The sequence below is a fragment of the Reinekea marina genome (assembly GCF_030409715.1).
Classification (GTDB): Bacteria; Pseudomonadota; Gammaproteobacteria; order Pseudomonadales; family Natronospirillaceae; genus Reinekea; species Reinekea marina.
Genome location: NZ_JAUFQI010000001.1, coordinates 1,701,236 through 1,716,185 on the forward strand (window position 1 = coordinate 1,701,236; position 14,950 = coordinate 1,716,185).

20 protein-coding genes are annotated in these 14,950 nt (G+C 44.4%); 19 read left to right on the plus strand and 1 reads right to left on the minus strand.

Going from position 1 to position 14,950, the window contains the following annotated elements; translation table 11 throughout:
* Positions 1 to 11 precede the first annotated feature (11 nt).
* On the plus strand, positions 12 to 452 hold the full coding sequence (locus tag QWZ13_RS08990) for a hypothetical protein (RefSeq protein WP_290281478.1): 441 nt from the start codon (positions 12 to 14) through the stop codon (positions 450 to 452).
* Entirely contained in the window at positions 425 to 1,186 is a 762-nt protein-coding gene (locus QWZ13_RS08995) for an MlaA family lipoprotein (protein WP_290281479.1), read from the plus strand. The genes QWZ13_RS08990 and QWZ13_RS08995 overlap by 28 nt, the downstream gene beginning before the upstream one ends.
* Here QWZ13_RS08995 and QWZ13_RS09000 read toward each other — a convergent pair.
* Positions 1,183 to 1,683: a PilZ domain-containing protein gene (locus QWZ13_RS09000; protein WP_290281480.1), complete on the minus strand. Its 501-nt coding sequence runs from the start codon at positions 1,681 to 1,683 to the stop codon at positions 1,183 to 1,185. The genes QWZ13_RS08995 and QWZ13_RS09000 overlap by 4 nt on opposite strands.
* On the opposite strand from QWZ13_RS09000, the gene QWZ13_RS09005 reads away from it, so the two are divergent.
* The 17 genes from QWZ13_RS09005 to QWZ13_RS09085 all read left to right on the plus strand — a co-directional run bounded on the left by QWZ13_RS09005 (position 1,629) and on the right by QWZ13_RS09085 (position 14,920).
* Positions 1,629 to 2,804, plus strand: a complete 1,176-nt coding sequence (locus QWZ13_RS09005) for a response regulator (protein WP_215999177.1) — start codon at positions 1,629 to 1,631, stop codon at positions 2,802 to 2,804. The genes QWZ13_RS09000 and QWZ13_RS09005 overlap by 55 nt on opposite strands.
* Positions 2,805 to 2,825: 21 nt before the next feature.
* Positions 2,826 to 3,323 (plus strand): STAS domain-containing protein, encoded by a 498-nt coding sequence (locus QWZ13_RS09010; protein ID WP_290281481.1) that lies wholly within the window; start codon positions 2,826 to 2,828, stop codon positions 3,321 to 3,323.
* A gap of 9 nt (positions 3,324 to 3,332) precedes the next feature.
* Positions 3,333 to 4,370 (plus strand): NAD(P)H-dependent glycerol-3-phosphate dehydrogenase, encoded by a 1,038-nt coding sequence (locus tag QWZ13_RS09015; RefSeq protein WP_290281482.1) that lies wholly within the window; start codon positions 3,333 to 3,335, stop codon positions 4,368 to 4,370.
* 10 nt (positions 4,371 to 4,380) lie between these two features.
* Entirely contained in the window at positions 4,381 to 4,680 is a 300-nt protein-coding gene (locus QWZ13_RS09020; protein ID WP_290281483.1) for a DUF4389 domain-containing protein, read from the plus strand.
* Complete coding sequence (locus tag QWZ13_RS09025) at positions 4,677 to 5,117, plus strand: SixA phosphatase family protein (protein WP_290281484.1); 441 nt, start codon at positions 4,677 to 4,679, stop codon at positions 5,115 to 5,117. The genes QWZ13_RS09020 and QWZ13_RS09025 overlap by 4 nt, the downstream gene beginning before the upstream one ends.
* Positions 5,118 to 5,157: 40 nt before the next feature.
* A complete protein-coding gene (locus tag QWZ13_RS09030) occupies positions 5,158 to 5,610 on the plus strand; it encodes a hypothetical protein (protein ID WP_215999182.1) in 453 nt (150 codons plus the stop codon).
* Between the two features lie 45 nt (positions 5,611 to 5,655).
* Positions 5,656 to 5,991, plus strand: a complete 336-nt coding sequence (locus tag QWZ13_RS09035; protein WP_290281485.1) for a hypothetical protein — start codon at positions 5,656 to 5,658, stop codon at positions 5,989 to 5,991.
* A gap of 101 nt (positions 5,992 to 6,092) precedes the next feature.
* Positions 6,093 to 6,947 carry a glutathione-dependent disulfide-bond oxidoreductase gene (gene yghU / locus QWZ13_RS09040; protein ID WP_290281486.1) on the plus strand — a complete coding sequence of 285 codons (855 nt, stop codon included), beginning with the start codon at positions 6,093 to 6,095 and terminating at the stop codon, positions 6,945 to 6,947.
* A 111-nt stretch (positions 6,948 to 7,058) separates the two neighbouring features.
* On the plus strand, positions 7,059 to 7,853 hold the full coding sequence (locus tag QWZ13_RS09045; protein ID WP_290281487.1) for an alpha/beta hydrolase: 795 nt from the start codon (positions 7,059 to 7,061) through the stop codon (positions 7,851 to 7,853).
* Positions 7,850 to 8,668, plus strand: coding sequence for an alpha/beta fold hydrolase (locus tag QWZ13_RS09050; protein ID WP_290281488.1), 819 nt, complete (start codon positions 7,850 to 7,852; stop codon positions 8,666 to 8,668). The genes QWZ13_RS09045 and QWZ13_RS09050 overlap by 4 nt, the downstream gene beginning before the upstream one ends.
* The gene (locus tag QWZ13_RS09055; RefSeq protein ID WP_290281489.1) at positions 8,665 to 8,790 is read left to right on the plus strand and encodes a hypothetical protein; all 126 of its coding nucleotides are present in this window, start codon (positions 8,665 to 8,667) and stop codon (positions 8,788 to 8,790) included. The genes QWZ13_RS09050 and QWZ13_RS09055 overlap by 4 nt, the downstream gene beginning before the upstream one ends.
* A gap of 6 nt (positions 8,791 to 8,796) precedes the next feature.
* Positions 8,797 to 9,723: a 50S ribosomal protein L3 N(5)-glutamine methyltransferase gene (gene prmB, locus QWZ13_RS09060; protein ID WP_290281490.1), complete on the plus strand. Its 927-nt coding sequence runs from the start codon at positions 8,797 to 8,799 to the stop codon at positions 9,721 to 9,723.
* Between the two features lie 15 nt (positions 9,724 to 9,738).
* A complete protein-coding gene (gene aroC, locus QWZ13_RS09065) occupies positions 9,739 to 10,836 on the plus strand; it encodes a chorismate synthase (RefSeq protein ID WP_290281491.1) in 1,098 nt (365 codons plus the stop codon).
* Between the two features lie 10 nt (positions 10,837 to 10,846).
* Positions 10,847 to 11,326: an FKBP-type peptidyl-prolyl cis-trans isomerase gene (locus QWZ13_RS09070; protein ID WP_290281492.1), complete on the plus strand. Its 480-nt coding sequence runs from the start codon at positions 10,847 to 10,849 to the stop codon at positions 11,324 to 11,326.
* A 9-nt stretch (positions 11,327 to 11,335) separates the two neighbouring features.
* Positions 11,336 to 11,692: a YacL family protein gene (locus tag QWZ13_RS09075; RefSeq protein ID WP_290281493.1), complete on the plus strand. Its 357-nt coding sequence runs from the start codon at positions 11,336 to 11,338 to the stop codon at positions 11,690 to 11,692.
* 180 nt (positions 11,693 to 11,872) lie between these two features.
* Positions 11,873 to 14,038, plus strand: coding sequence for a VWA domain-containing protein (locus QWZ13_RS09080; protein ID WP_290281494.1), 2,166 nt, complete (start codon positions 11,873 to 11,875; stop codon positions 14,036 to 14,038).
* Positions 14,039 to 14,110: 72 nt separating this feature from the next.
* Positions 14,111 to 14,920: a class II glutamine amidotransferase gene (locus tag QWZ13_RS09085; protein WP_215999192.1), complete on the plus strand. Its 810-nt coding sequence runs from the start codon at positions 14,111 to 14,113 to the stop codon at positions 14,918 to 14,920.
* Positions 14,921 to 14,950 lie beyond the last annotated feature (30 nt).

Below are 14,950 nucleotides of genomic sequence, written 5' to 3' on the forward strand. Positions count from 1 at the left end.
GGAGCCCCCCAATGACCTCTATTCTTTCAGCATTTTCATTAAACTTCGTTGAAGTCACACTATTTTCCATTGTATTACTCCTTTCAGTGATCACCTTCGTCAGCAATAAACGGCGTATTAATAGACTCGAAAATAGATTAGAACAAGCGCAAGCTCTGCTTACTCGAGAGATCAAGATGGTCAACCAAGGTGCGATCGGTGTTGGGCGTCGATTTGCTCAAGTTGAGAAAAAAATTAAGTCGGGCGGTTCAACAGTGGCTTCCTTTTCTAGCGTAAAGCCTAAGTCTGAAGAAAAACCATTGTCTAACGCGTCGAAATTTGCTCAAATTCAACAACAGGCAGCGAAATTAGATGTTCAAAAACCGAAAAGGAACACCGCTGCGCCCAAAGGATTGACTACAAAGGCGGAACAAACATTAACTTCTTGGTTGAAAGAACAACAAACCGCTTAATAAGCGCACCCTTATTTTGTTTACTTGCACTGCTGTTTAGCCTAAACAGCGGTGCCTATGCGCAAAACAACGACCCTCTTGAGCCCATAAACCGTGTGTCGCATGGTTTTAATGAGGTGCTTGATACCTTTTTGTTAAAACCCGTCTCTAAAACTTACCAATTTATCATGCCAGAATTCGCCGAGCGTGGCGTACGGAACGTTTTTACAAATGTCGGCGAAGTGCGGAATATTGTGCATAACGGTTTGCAAGGTAAAGGCAAAGGTGTGCTGCAATCTACAGGGCGGCTATTAATTAACTCGACAGTGGGCATTGGAGGGTTGTTTGATGTTGCTACTAAAATTGGCATTCCTGTCGAACGAGAAGATCTTGGCCAAACGTTGGGGAGTTGGGGTGTAAAGCCGGGGCCTTACCTAGTAGTACCATTTTTTGGGCCTTCCTCGTTGCGTGATTCGCTTGGCTTATTTGGCGACCCGGCACTGAGCCCAATCACATACGCGCCCGTTCAGGTAGAAATTAAAACCGGCCTGAGCCTTTTGTCGGCTGTTCAGACTCGAGCCGATCTGTTATCGGCCGAAGGGATACTCGCTGGAGATACCTATGTCAATTATCGCGAAGCATACTTATCTAAGCGCGAATTCGACGTCAATGATGGCCAAATCGAAACCGATGACTTTATAGATGACGATTTCGAAATGGACGAAGATGAAGGCTTCTTAGATGAAGCGTTTTAACTGATCGATTTCACTTCTAAGCCAATATCGAATTTTGTTTCACTCAGCTCAATGCATCGGACCACATCGCACTGGGCTTCCATCGATTGAAACTGTGCGTTGGGTGATTCAACGATCACCACAACACTGGAGCTCACGGCAATCGCCTTGTTAGACTCCAAATGCATGCCTGTCGCGCTTAAATCAACTACTTTCACCGCGAGAGAGGTTCCATCTGCCTCGGTAAGAGTGGCTGTGGCGTTCATCGTCATTCGAATAAAGTCACGCTTTTCCTCATAGTCTTTGTCGATCAAGCTCATTTTAACGCTCCTGTGGTGGTCTCTTTGGTGCATTCTTGTGCAATACCAATATCTGATAAAAATGTCGCTGTCAAAACTATTGCGTTTAGAACGTAGTAAGGCTACGGTGACGACACAAGACACAAATGTAAGTATCGAAGCCGATGACCAATGCGACTTTATTAATTGTAGATGATGAAAAGGCGGTAAGAGAATCAATTGCGGCCTATTTTGAAGACAGTGGCTACCAGGTTAGAGAAGCCAGCAATGGCGCCTTAGGTCTTGAAATTTTTGAACAAGAAAGCCCCGATTTAGTCATTTGCGACCTGAGAATGCCAGGAATGGATGGCTTGGTGCTATTGAAGAAAATCATGCAAGCTTCTGACGAAACTCCGGTCATTGTCGTTTCTGGGGCTGGTGTCATGACTGATGTCGTTGAAGCCCTCCGTTTAGGTGCTTCCGATTACCTAATGAAACCCGTTGTCGATTTAAGTGTATTAGAACATACGGTAGAACGCGCGTTAGAGCGGTCTAATTTAATGAAAGAAAATACTCGTTATCGTGAAGAGCTTGAGCAACGTAATACCGAGCTTCAAGATCATGTCAATCGTTTGAAATTAGACTTACAAGCCGGTCGAGCCGTACAAGAGCGTTTATTACCTAGGTTTGAATTAGAGCAAAATGGTTATCATGTTAAACATAATATGGTGCCCTCGACCTACTTAAGCGGCGATTTAGTCGATTATTTTGAAATTGGTCCCGATCAATTTGTTTTTTATATTGCGGACGTATCCGGACACGGCGCCAGCTCAGCGTTGATCACCTTGTTAATTAAAACCCAAATAGATCGATATCGAGACGAACTTGAAAACAATACTTCTGATATTGTCTTAAACCCAGCTCAGGTGTTACGTCAGATCAGTTTAGATCTGCTTAAAACCCAAACTAATAAGCACGCTACTATGTTCTATGGGGTCATTGATACCTCAATACACCGAATGGAATACTCTGTGGCCGCTCATTTTCCTGCACCCATTCTTTGTTTTGAAGAAAAATGCACATCTATTGAGCCTGAATCTTTAGCGGTCGGCCTTTTTGACGATGCGAACTACAGTTCACATAAAATAGATTTATCGGGGTTCAAAAATCTGACGCTATTGTCTGACGGTATCTTCGAATTGATGCAAGAGCCAACATTAGCTGAAAAAGAGAAGCGTTTACTTGAGTTGGTGACCCGCCCGAATCATACTATGCACGATTTTCTTGATCAGCTCAGGAAAGATGGGTTAACGAATGGTGCACCAGACGATATTACTGTGCTAACCATTGAACTGTATTAAGTATTATAAGGTAGTTAGTTCATGAGTAATGGACGAGTGTTAATTGCAAACCGTGAAGGCAGTTATTTAGTAAAGCTGACCGGTGATGTGCGCATGACATTATGCACGACAATTGATAATTGCTTGCAATTAATGATTCAAGACCCAAAATTTTCGTCCGTTATTGTTGATGTAACAGAGGCCGAAGGCATAGACAGCACAAGCCTTGGTTTACTGGCTAAGATATCGCGAGTGGCCGTTTCGAAAATGGATGAACTGCCCACCTTGATCAGTTCAAACCCTGATATTACCCGAGTGTTAGAGACAATGGGGTTTAGGAATCGAGTGTTTGTCATCGTCACCTCGGCTGAAGTCGACAATGTGAGCCTACCTTTGACAGAAGCAAAGGTAATTCCCGCCGATGAGCAATCTGCTCAGGCCAGGGTACTTGAAGCACATAAAATATTGATGACGCTCAACGACCACAACAAGGTTGCATTTAAAGAGCTTGTTGAGTGCATTGAACAAACAAATACCTAAGGAAAAAGTGTGACCAAATCTAACCAATCTCCGACTTACCATGTCACTGTACTGGGAGGCGGGAGTTTCGGAACAGCCATAGCCAATATTTCTGCATTAAATAATCACCAAGTTACCCTGTGGATGCGTAACGAAAAGCAAGCCGATGACATTACTCATAACCGTGAAAACTCACGGTATTTACCCGGTTTAACGTTACACGACAATTTATCGCCTAGCCTTAATCTTCAAGAGTCAGTTCGTTCTGCCGATTTTGTTTTTGTTGCGGTTCCGAGTAAAGCATTCCGCTCGGTTCTAGAAGAGGCGGTACCTTTTTTAAAAGCAGATGCAAAATTAATAAGCCTAACCAAAGGCATCGAGCCTCATTCGTTTAAGTTAATGAGTCAAATTCTACAAGAGGTGGTGCCTAATCATGACGTAGGCGTTATTTCTGGTCCTAATCTCGCTAAAGAGATCGCAGATGATCAAATTTCAGCAACGGTAGTAGCTTCCGAAAGCCCCGAACTACGTGCTCAAGTGCAAGAGATGTTGAGCTGTCAGTCGTTTCGCGTCTATGGTAATCCAGATATTTACGGTGTAGAAATGGCCGGCGCAATTAAAAACATTTACGCGATCGTTGCAGGATTAGCTGCTGCGTTGGGCATGGCAGACAACACCAAAGCCGCGATTATTACGCGTTCATTAGCCGAAATGTCTCGGTTTGCCGTAAAGTTAGGTGCTAACCCGATGACGTTCCTTGGTTTAGCTGGCGTTGGCGATCTTATAGTCACTTGCTCGTCTAAACTGAGCCGAAACTATCGTGTGGGTTACTATATAGGCGAAGGTTTAACATTAAAACAGGCCATTAAAAAAATTGGTGAAACGGCCGAAGGTATTAATACATTACGAATGGTTAATGACAAAGCTGAAGAGTTGGGTGTATACATGCCTCTCGTAAAGGGCTTATATGCGGTCATTTACGAAGATATGCCAATATCAGCTATTGCCAGTAAACTGATGTCTGGTGATTTGGCGCAAGATGTTGAGTACATGACTGATCAACCTTAAGGAGAAATCCATGTTAGCCGAAGATCGTGAGCACCATATTTTCAAGTTGTTGTTTATATTGCTGTTCTGGGTATTTTTTAGAATCAGTATGGCAATTACTGTCGTCGTGGGGATCATTCAGTGGGTGATGCTGTGGTTCGAAGACGAGCCAAATCAAACACTGTTTAAGTTTTCTCAACAGTTAACGATATTTCAAACTCAAATATCTGCCTACATGACGTTTCAGTCAAATGAGAAGGTATTTCCGTTTAATGACTGGCCAGAAGTGCCTCAGAGCACATCAGAAGACGCAGACGAAACTTCTCTATGAAACTGTATTTGATGCGTCATGGTGAAGCTGAGCCTTATCAACAAAACGATTCTGGTCGAGCGTTAACCTCAACAGGGCGAGGGTCTGTCGCCAGTAAAGCCCGCTTGATTCCAGCCGTTGATGTTATGTATGTCAGCCCCTATTTAAGGGCCTTGCAAAGTGCCGATATTTTGGTCGACCAAGGCGTTAGTGTAAAGCATCGGATCGTTGATGACCGAGTGACTCCTGATTGCAATCTAGAACCTATCATTGATGAACTTTTGCGTCCTGATGAGCCCGTTCAACTCATTGTGGCGCATAACCCTTTGCTGTCGCGTTTAACTCGGCATTTAGCCGGAGAAGAAGCCCGAGGCGTGAATTTAGCAACAGCGCAGGTAGCTTGTTTAGAAGCTGATGAATTTTTACCGGGTTGCGCTACTTTACTTTGGGTGAAATAAATCTCCGAATCGTTGAATTAAACAGCTAAAAGAGGCTGAAATGGCAAAACCGAATCCAAAAAATAGTAAGAAGCGAAAGCAAGAGCCAAAAGGTTCACCGTTAGGCATCGGCTTGGCAGTCGTGGTTATTATGATGTTGATTACATTCATCATGAGTAATTTAGGTGGATTCGCTGGCGTTCAAGGGCTATTTGGCGGCGGAAGTAACATTGAAGGGCAAGCCCAGGGGAGCTTGCAGAAGGCGGTACAAACCTGTCGGAATCAGGTTCGTGCACAATTGGGAGATCGACTGTCTAAAACCTATTTAGATGAAATGTCGACGCGCTATGATGAAGGCAAGAAAGAATATTTAGTATTCATTGATGTTGTAATCAAGGGGCTTGAAAAAGACAAATACTATTATGAATGCCAGGTTTCTGCGGTAAACCAGAGAATTTTAAAAGCCCAGTTAACAGCACCTCCCGGTGCCTTTCAGCAAATAGAACTGCAATAAAACATGGAATGCGGGTGGGTCTTCCATTAAATAATGGGGCGGGTAATGAAACCTAATCTTAAGAAAATATCAACGATAGTCGCAGCTGCAAATGATCAATTTGATGCCAATAACAGTCGCATCGATACTGTATTAGGCATGATAGATTCCGGTTTGCGAAAGCAAGGCATTCAAGCGGATGCCATAACAGTTGACTGCATTCCTTTAGATAAAAAAATTGTCTTTTTATTGCACGATCAAAAACCCGATATAGTCACCATTGCTTTAGGCAATAAAGCCGGTGATATTCACACCTCTAAAGACCACCCAATAGAAGACGTTACGGTTGAGCATGTTTTAAAAGTGATGCAAGAAACCTTACTCGACAGCGAATCACCTTGAATTAGATAATGCTGTCACCATCATCTAGTTAACTTCGTTTTCGGGTTTTACCGAACAACTTATTCCATTTTTTCAATCGAAAGCATTCATAGGAAGTACTGATGTCAGATTCTATTTATTCTCCGCCTAAAGTTTGGACTTGGGAAGAAAAAAGCGGTGGCCAGTTTGCCAATATAAACCGACCCATCGCAGGTGCAACGCACGACAAGCCATTGCCAGAAGGTAAGCACCCACTTCAGCTGCATTCATTGGCTACACCTAACGGTGTGAAAGTTACTATATTGTTAGAAGAGCTTGTGGAGTTAGGCATCGAAGCGGCCGAATACGATGCCTACACCATTAATATTGGCGAAGGAGAGCAGTTTGGTAGCGGATTTGTTGAGGTAAACCCAAACTCTAAAATACCTGCGCTAATTGATAAAAGTGGTGACAAGCCTATTCGCTTGTTTGAGTCGGGCTCAATATTGGTTTATTTAGCCGAAAAATTTGATCAATTCATTCCGAAAGCGCCTGAAGCGAGAGCCGAATGCATGAATTGGTTGTTCTGGCAAATGGGCAGTGCGCCCTTCGTAGGCGGCGGATTCGGACACTTTTACCATTATGCGCCGGAAAAATACGAATACCCTATTAATCGCTATGCCATGGAAACCAAGCGTCAGCTCGACGTGTTAGACAAGCATTTGGCCGACAATACCTACATGGTAGGAGATGAATACAGCATTGCTGATATGGCTATTTGGCCATGGTATGGAACCCTTGTGATTGGCACCATTTACGACGCGCAGGAATTCTTAGACGTAGACAGTTATAAGAATGTTAAACGTTGGGCTGAGCAAATAGCGCAACGGCCGGCCGTTATTCGTGGGAAAAAGGTAAATTGTGTATGGGGTGATCCTTCAGATCAATTGCCTGAGCGCCATGATAAATCGGACTTTGATAAATTATTGTCTAAATAACGCGCTAAAAATAAGCACTCCTTAAGAGTAGTGCTTATTTTCAAACGGTTGTTTGAATTTCGGCGGGGCATTCTATAGAGTAGGGTTAATTACTTTTTAATACGAATTTATATGAAGTCATTAATCCATTTTGCCCACGCCAATGGCATTCCTTCTGCCAGCTACCAAACTATGTTCGATCAATTGAGCGATCACTACCGATTATGCCAATTGCCGTTGTTTAGCCATCACGATGATTACCCCGTTACGGACAATTGGCCAAAATTAAAAGAGCAATTGATACACAGCATTGAGCGTCAAGCCAGCGAGCCCATCATTGGTGTCGGGCATTCTTTGGGAGGCGCATTAAACCTGATGGCGTCTATCGAGCGCCCCGACTTATTTAAAGCGGTTGTGATGCTCGATGTACCCTCATTAAGCCGTTTTGAATCCATTATGGTGCGTGCTGCAAAAAAGATTGGTCAAATGGATAGAATTACGCCGGCAGGGCGAACTAAAAACCGTCGTACTCATTGGCCAGATAGAAACAGTGCATTAGATTATTTTAAATCACGCAAAATGTTTGCGAATTTTCACCCCCAATGTTTAGAAGATTACATCAGTTCGGCCTTGCGTGAGACGGACAAAGGCGAACTGGAATTGGGCTACGAGTTAGACATTGAACTGGCTATTTATCGCACGGTGCCACACAATTTAGCTGCCAGTCGAAAGCAAATTAAAGTACCTACCGGTGTGCTGGTAGGTAATTCTACGAATACTGTCACCGACAACCAGTATCAAAGAATGATCAAAAAAGTAGGCCTACAGGGTCAAAAAGTAGAGGGGACGCATATGTTCCCCTTAGAGTATCCAATTGATACCGCCAATAACATTCACCAAATGCTCGTTAAGATGGGTGTGCAATGAATACCTTTTCGTTGTTGAACGGTCGAGTTCAGGGCGTAAAGTTTGGGCAGGGGCGTAAAGTGTTAGCCTTTCATGGGTTACTTGATAATGCCATGTCATTTGCGTTGCTCAGCGAACATTGTCCTGATCTAGAAATTTGGGCGATAGATATGCCTGGACATGGGTTATCGGCAGCATTGCCCTACAATGATGGCACTTTTCTGCCGGCTAATGTCATTGCTTTAGGGGATGTAATAGATGAGCTGGCTTGGGAAGAGGTGATTATCATTGGTCATTCCCTAGGTGGCATCATGGCGAGTCTATTAGCGGCGGTGGATGATCGTATAAAAGCGGTTTTTAGTATCGACTCGCTCGGTCCGCTTTCCAGTAAACCGGCTGAAAATTTCGAACGTTTTAAGCGGGTTTTTGCCAACCGAAATAAATCAATACCTGTGCGAACCTATAAAACCTACGACGCTATTTGGAAATCTCGATTAAAAGGGATGTTTCCTCTTTCCGAGCGTGCCGCTCGAACCATGGCTAAGCGAGCGGTGGGTTTATCAGCAGACGGCTGGTACCACCGTTACGATCGGCAGCTGCGACAGGAAAGTTTGTGGCGTTTAAATGAAGAAGAGGTTTACCATTGGTTAAGCCAGATTCAATGCCCATTGTACGTGTATCTCACCGGTGCCCAACACTGGCCTGGATACGCCGGAGACTTTGAAAATAGGGAACAGGCGGTACCTAAGTTAGACATTGAAAAACATGAAGGCTCACACCATGAGCATATGGAAGCGCCTGAAAAAATTGCGGCCTGGATTATGAGAAAGCTTTGAACGAACCTAAAAAGGGAGCGTTCAAAGCAATTTCAATTGGCTTCAAATACAATCTTTCACTTTTTAAGCTGTTTAGTATTGCTAATGCTCGCTATAATTGCCTAATTGTCCATTTTAATTAGAGTTTTATGCAAAGCGCTTCGATTACTTTCCCACATATTGATCAAACGACACCGTTAAAAACCGTAGGCGACTGGATACGGTTTTGTGCCAGCCAAATGGAGCTGCAAGGCTGTTTTTATGGCCATGGGTTTGCAAACCCCTGGGATGAAGCTCGATTTCTGGTTTTGCGCAGCCTAAAACTAGACTGGGATATTCCTGATAGTGTTTTGCCGTCTCACTTACTTGGCAGCGAAATTGATTCCTTGTACCAAGCAATACAATCTAGATGCATTGAAAAAATTCCGACCGCTTACTTGTTGGAAGAAGCTTGGTTTATGGGAGAGCCATACAAAGTAACGCCAAATGTACTCATTCCGCGCTCACCGATAGCAGAACTCATAGGGGCAGGATTTGAACCTTGGATAACTGAAGAACCAGGTCGGGCGCTCGACTTGTGTACAGGGTCGGGCTGCATTGGAATAGCCATGGCACGGGTATTTCCAAATACGCCAATCGATATTTCCGACTTGAGCTACGAAGCCCTAAGCATTGCTACTGAAAACATTGCCGATAAAGAGTTGGGTATGCAAATACAGGTGTATCAGGGCGATTTATTCTCTGGAATTGAGCCAACGAATCAATACGACCTGATCGTTTCAAACCCGCCTTATGTAGATCAAGAAGATATCGATGATATGCCAGAAGAGTTTCATCATGAGCCTCGTTTGGGTTTAGCGGCAGGTTTTGATGGTCTCGATCTTGTACACAAAATGATGCTTCAGGCGCCAAGTTACTTGTCTGAAAACGGTTGGTTGGTGTGTGAGGTGGGCAATAGTGCCGCAGCCATGGCCGAAGCATACCCTCAAGTAGAGTTGATTTGGCCGGAATTTGAGCAGGGCGGGCACGGTGTGTTTATTGTCAGTGCGCGCGAACTATCTAAATTACAGAATTAAAAAGAGTTAATAATTATGTCAGGGAACAGTTTTGGACGGCTCTTTACCGTGACCACCTTTGGTGAAAGCCATGGTAAAGCATTGGGTGCTATTGTAGATGGATGCCCTCCAGGAATAGATATCAATGAAGCTGATTTACAGCTTGATTTAGATCGCCGAAAACCCGGCACCAGCAAACACACGACGCAGCGACGCGAAGCCGACGAAGTAAAAATACTATCGGGTATTTTTGAAGGCAAAACGACCGGGACGCCGATTGGCTTATTGATCGAAAACACCGATCAGCGCAGTAAAGATTATTCAAACATTGCTGATACTTACCGGCCGGCACATGCCGACTACGCCTACGATCAAAAGTTTGGATTTCGTGATTACCGAGGAGGTGGTCGCAGTTCGGCTCGTGAAACAGCCATGCGCGTCGCAGCGGGAGCCATTGCCAAAAAATACCTCAAGCAACAATTTGGCGTAGAGATTAAAGGCTTTTTAAGCCAGCTGGGCCCAATTGAAATGGCGCTAAACGATTGGGATTTGGTCGAAACTAATCCGTTTTTTTGTGGTGATGCTGAAAAATTGGATGAGCTCGATGCCTATATGACCGCATTGCGTAAAAAAGAAGACTCTATTGGCGCAAAAGTTTCTGTCGTGGCAACTGGCTTGCCGCCGGGTTGGGGTGAACCTATTTTTGATCGACTCGATGCCGAAATAGCCCACGCCATGATGAGCATTAATGCCGTAAAAGGCGTAGAAATTGGCGATGGCTTTGGTGTTGTTAACCAACTCGGGACCGAACACCGTGATGAAATGTCGCCAGAAGGGTTTTTATCAAACCATGCCGGTGGCATCGTCGGCGGTATCAGTACTGGCCAAGATATCTTAGTTAGCATGGCATTAAAGCCAACGTCTTCTATTACCACACCAGGTAAAAGCATAAACCGTAAAGGGGAAGCTATGGACGTTGTAACCAAAGGACGCCACGACCCTTGCGTAGGTATTCGTGCAGTGCCTATTGCTGAGGCCATGTTGGCGTTAGTGCTCATGGATCATTGTTTACGCCATCGCGCCCAAAATGCCGATGTTGTGCCGCCCATCCCACCAATTCCTAGCCAAGCTTGAAGGATAAAACATGAATATTAGTAAAGATACCGTTGTTGAAATGCATTACACCTTAAGTGAAGCAGGCAAACAAATTGAAAGTAGTTTTGACACCGACCCTCTGGTCTACTTGCATGGTCACAGTGGCATGCTCGAAGGTGTAGAAGCGGCCCTAGAAGGCAAAGCGGCTGGCGATAAAATTGAAGTCACTTTAAGCCCTGAAAAAGCTTACGGCGAAATTAAAGAAAACGCTATTCAGCGCATTCCGTTAAAGCACTTGCAGGGCGCTAAAAAATGGAAGGCCGGAATGACTGCGATTGTTGAATCTAATCAAGGCCGAAAGCAGGTTACTCTTGTTAAAGTTGGTAAATTCAACGCCGATTGTGATTTAAATCATCCGCTTGCAGGTAAAACACTCGATTTCTCTATAGAAATTCTAAATGTACGCGCCGCTGAGCCTGAAGAGGTAGCCCATGGCCACGTACACGGCAAGGGTGGTCACCACCACTAGGCGTTATGCATGGATTTTGAATTTCGTTACAACGAACAGGGTTTGCCGGTGGCTGAGTTCTCGATGGGGCACGAGGCCATTGGTCGTTGGCTAACCGATGAGTTGGGTTCAAACCTAGCCAAAATAAACGTATTACTTGAAGTCATCGAACAGATTGAACAAGCTCGCTTAGCTGAAAAAACGCTTTTTGGCACAGAGCTCACTCTCTATCTCAGTAGCGATGATGTTGAAGTAAAGTCGATTTACGGTGACGATGAAGAAGACCTTCCCGAAGAAACTCACCTCTCAGACAGTTCTTCTAGCGCTATTTGTGGCTTGCCCGATTTTAAGCAGGCCGTAGAAGAGTGGTTAGATTACCACAGTTAGATTTTTCGCTAGACACAGTTTACGCCTCTTCTTAGCTTTTAGAGTACTTATACCGATGTTAACGGGGAGGTGGTTCTACCTGCTGGTGATACCCTGAAAAAGCCTTCAGTTTTTTACTCCCTCGCCGCTACAAGGGAGTAGTGCTATTCTAAATTTACGCGAACCAATGAAGGGTTATTCATGTTGCTTCGATTTTATGTTTCACGGTGGGTTATTGTTTTCAGTATTTGCCTGTCTATTTTGGCGGCCATGCTGCCGGCTAGGGCGTTTGCAGATGTCCGAATTTTGCTCGATGTTTCAAAAAGCATGGCTCAAAATGACCCTGAGAATTTTCGCTTAGATGCGATTAGTCAAATGATCGAGCAATTACCGAATGGCGAAAAGGCTGGTGTTTGGACATTTGGTGAATACGTCAATATGTTGGTGCCCCATGAATCGGTTGATGCGCAGTGGCGGCGTGAGGCAATGGCAGCGGTAAAGCGTTTAAATGCGCCAGCTATCCGAACAAACATGGGCGGCGCGCTTGAAAAATCTTCATACGATTTTAATTATTCTACGTATCAAGGTCCGGTACACTTTGTTCTGATTACCGATGGTAAAGTTGATATTGCGCCTAACCAAGAAGTGAATCGAGTTGAACGTACCCGCCTAATAGAATGGGTGGTGCCTAAATTTATAGAGGCGAATGCGGTTATTCATACCGTGGCAATATCTAACCAAGCCGACCGATCTCTTTTAAAGCAGTTATCCGACCAATCAGGTGGTCAACACCACGTACTCAATAGCGGGCAAGCACTGACCACTTCGCTCATGAGTGTTATGTCGGATATTGCGCCGAAAACTCAAATTCCGATGGAAAATAAAGGGTTTACCGTAGACTCAGGTATTTCTGAAGTGACGGTGTTGATGCGCCATGACGCAGGAGCCGTCAGTTTAATCTCTCCAATGGGCGATATTACGTCTGCAGTTTCACCGATGGATCAGCGCTGGCGAGTCGGAGCTGGGTATTCTCAAGTTACCATAGAATCCCCTGCGTCAGGTCGCTGGCAGGTTCAAGGTGATATCAGTGATAACTCTCAAATCAGCGTACTCTCTGATATAAATATTCGATGGATAAACCCAACGGCTTCAGCCGTGGCGAAGGGCACCGTTGTTTCGCTTGAAGCTGAAATAGTAGACCCCAGTGGTCAGCGTTTATCGGCAATTGACCCAAATTTGATGAATGTCGAAGTGCGTGCCAATCAACAAGTAGTCGGATCTCAATTAGATCAAGGCGTCATAAGTGCCCGATTGCTTCCCCGCCAAGATCAACGACCGCTTGAAGTCGAAGTCATGCTAGATGGAGGTACGTTTAAGCGGCTAATTTACCGACAGTTGCGCTATGTTGAGCCCTATACATCTGAAGTATTGATCACCAAAGATCACTATGAGTGGCGGATATACCCGAATCAACGATTAAGCCAATTCAGTGCAATCAGCGCTACGGCTCGGGCCGTGAGCAATAATAATTCCTTGGCAGGAGATTTTATTGAAGTCGATGGAGGTTACTTGGTTTGGAAACTTCCGTTTGATGCCACTCCAGGAGAATACACCGCAACGGTCACAGGTGATATTGAATCGGATGGCTCGGTCATCATGATAAACCCTCAGGCAGTAACGTTAACGGTTCCGCCATCTGCCATGGGTGATTTTTTAATGACACCTGAGTGGGTAGCGCAACAAAGCGAAATGATGGCAGAGAACACCGAAGAAATAGCGCCGGAACCTATAGAAGAGATGGCCGCTGAAACTGTAACTGTTAACCCAGATGCTGAATGGGTTGAAGAAGTAGAGCCCACCGAAGAATCTTCAGGGTTGGGGATAATGACCTACATGCTCCTATCTATACCTGGGATTATCGTGCTGGTTGGCGCTTACTTTGTGTATCGAAAATTAGAATCAAAATCGTCTTCTTCAGATGAAGATGATGAACTTTTGATGGGTGAGGAAGATTTTGCCGATTTGGATTCACTTGATGTTGCGTCCGTTGATGCCGACTTAGATTTAAGTGTGCCCGATGCGGAAGATGATTTCGCTGATGCACCGGTTATGGATGATATTGTCGATAGTGAACCTGAATTGCCAACACCTGAAGCCACTGAAGCGCCTACTGCAGATATGGAAGACATGTTAGATGATATTGCCGATTTACAATCACAAGCTGACTCAGATACCGTTGTCGAAGGTGAAGAAGATGATGATTTGTTTGATATTGGTTCTTTAGACGATGATCTTGCCGACCTTGATTTAGCCTTAGATGGTGATGACCCATTTGCAGATTCCAATGATGATGACACTAAAAATTAAGCGCGCGAGCAGTAGAATCAAACGTTTAAAAAAGGTAGTTTATGCCTTTTTAAAGTAAACAAAGGCCACATCATGTGTGAGTTACTGGCGATGAGCGCTAATGTACCAACGGATATTGTATTTAGTTTCAGTGGTCTAATACGCCGGGGCGGGCAAACAGGACCGCACTCTGATGGGTTTGGCATTTGTTTTTACGAACACAATGGTGTGCGAGAATTCAAAGATTATCTCGCTTCGGCTGAGTCTAAAATTGCTCAATTTCTAACGACATACCCAATAAAAAGTAAGGTTGTAATCAGCCACATTCGGCAAGCGAATGTCGGACAGGTGAGCCTTCAAAATACCCACCCCTTTCAGCGTGAATTGTGGGGTAAGCCTTGGACATATGCTCACAATGGCCAAATGCCTATTGAGCACATTCCACAACCTTCCGAATTTACTCCCATTGGCCAAACCGACAGTGAAAAACTATTTTGTTGGTTATTAAGTACACTCAAAGCAAAAAGCCACCCCGATGCTACACTGGATGAAGTCTGTTCGTTAATGCTCAGTGTGTGCAGCCAGGCTAACCAACTAGGTGTGAGTAATATTTTACTCTCCGATGGCAACTATTTATTTGTGTTTTGTTCAAATCGACTCAGCTGGATAACACGAAGATCTCCTTTTGGTGAAGCTAAATTGTGTGATGATGATATTAAAGTGGATTTCTCATCAGTCACGACAGAAAACGATGTCGTCACCGTAATTGCAACCACGCCTTTAACGAATAATGAACATTGGCACGAAATGAAACCCGGCGAATTACGCGTATTCAAAGAAGGTGAGAGTGTATGGCAGGGATACTCAGAACCCGTGATACACAAAAAAACGGCTGATTTATAAACAGATTATGAGCGAAACTGACTATGGTTC

Bases quoted from the DNA above. Each gene is read 5' to 3' on its own strand.
- QWZ13_RS09085 (WP_215999192.1), top strand. From the start codon at position 14,111: ATGTGTGAGTTACTGGCGATGAGCGCTAATGTACCAACGGATATTGTA.
- QWZ13_RS08990 (WP_290281478.1), top strand. From the start codon at position 12: ATGACCTCTATTCTTTCAGCATTTTCATTAAACTTCGTTGAAGTCACA.
- QWZ13_RS09045 (WP_290281487.1), top strand. From the start codon at position 7,059: ATGAAGTCATTAATCCATTTTGCCCACGCCAATGGCATTCCTTCTGCC.
- QWZ13_RS09030 (WP_215999182.1), top strand. From the start codon at position 5,158: ATGGCAAAACCGAATCCAAAAAATAGTAAGAAGCGAAAGCAAGAGCCA.
- QWZ13_RS09070 (WP_290281492.1), top strand. From the start codon at position 10,847: ATGAATATTAGTAAAGATACCGTTGTTGAAATGCATTACACCTTAAGT.
- prmB (WP_290281490.1), top strand. From the start codon at position 8,797: ATGCAAAGCGCTTCGATTACTTTCCCACATATTGATCAAACGACACCG.
- yghU (WP_290281486.1), top strand. From the start codon at position 6,093: ATGTCAGATTCTATTTATTCTCCGCCTAAAGTTTGGACTTGGGAAGAA.
- QWZ13_RS09035 (WP_290281485.1), top strand. From the start codon at position 5,656: ATGAAACCTAATCTTAAGAAAATATCAACGATAGTCGCAGCTGCAAAT.
- QWZ13_RS09025 (WP_290281484.1), top strand. From the start codon at position 4,677: ATGAAACTGTATTTGATGCGTCATGGTGAAGCTGAGCCTTATCAACAA.
- aroC (WP_290281491.1), top strand. From the start codon at position 9,739: ATGTCAGGGAACAGTTTTGGACGGCTCTTTACCGTGACCACCTTTGGT.
- QWZ13_RS09050 (WP_290281488.1), top strand. From the start codon at position 7,850: ATGAATACCTTTTCGTTGTTGAACGGTCGAGTTCAGGGCGTAAAGTTT.
- QWZ13_RS09005 (WP_215999177.1), top strand. From the start codon at position 1,629: ATGACCAATGCGACTTTATTAATTGTAGATGATGAAAAGGCGGTAAGA.
- QWZ13_RS09075 (WP_290281493.1), top strand. From the start codon at position 11,336: ATGGATTTTGAATTTCGTTACAACGAACAGGGTTTGCCGGTGGCTGAG.
- QWZ13_RS09010 (WP_290281481.1), top strand. From the start codon at position 2,826: ATGAGTAATGGACGAGTGTTAATTGCAAACCGTGAAGGCAGTTATTTA.
- QWZ13_RS09080 (WP_290281494.1), top strand. From the start codon at position 11,873: ATGTTGCTTCGATTTTATGTTTCACGGTGGGTTATTGTTTTCAGTATT.
- QWZ13_RS09020 (WP_290281483.1), top strand. From the start codon at position 4,381: ATGTTAGCCGAAGATCGTGAGCACCATATTTTCAAGTTGTTGTTTATA.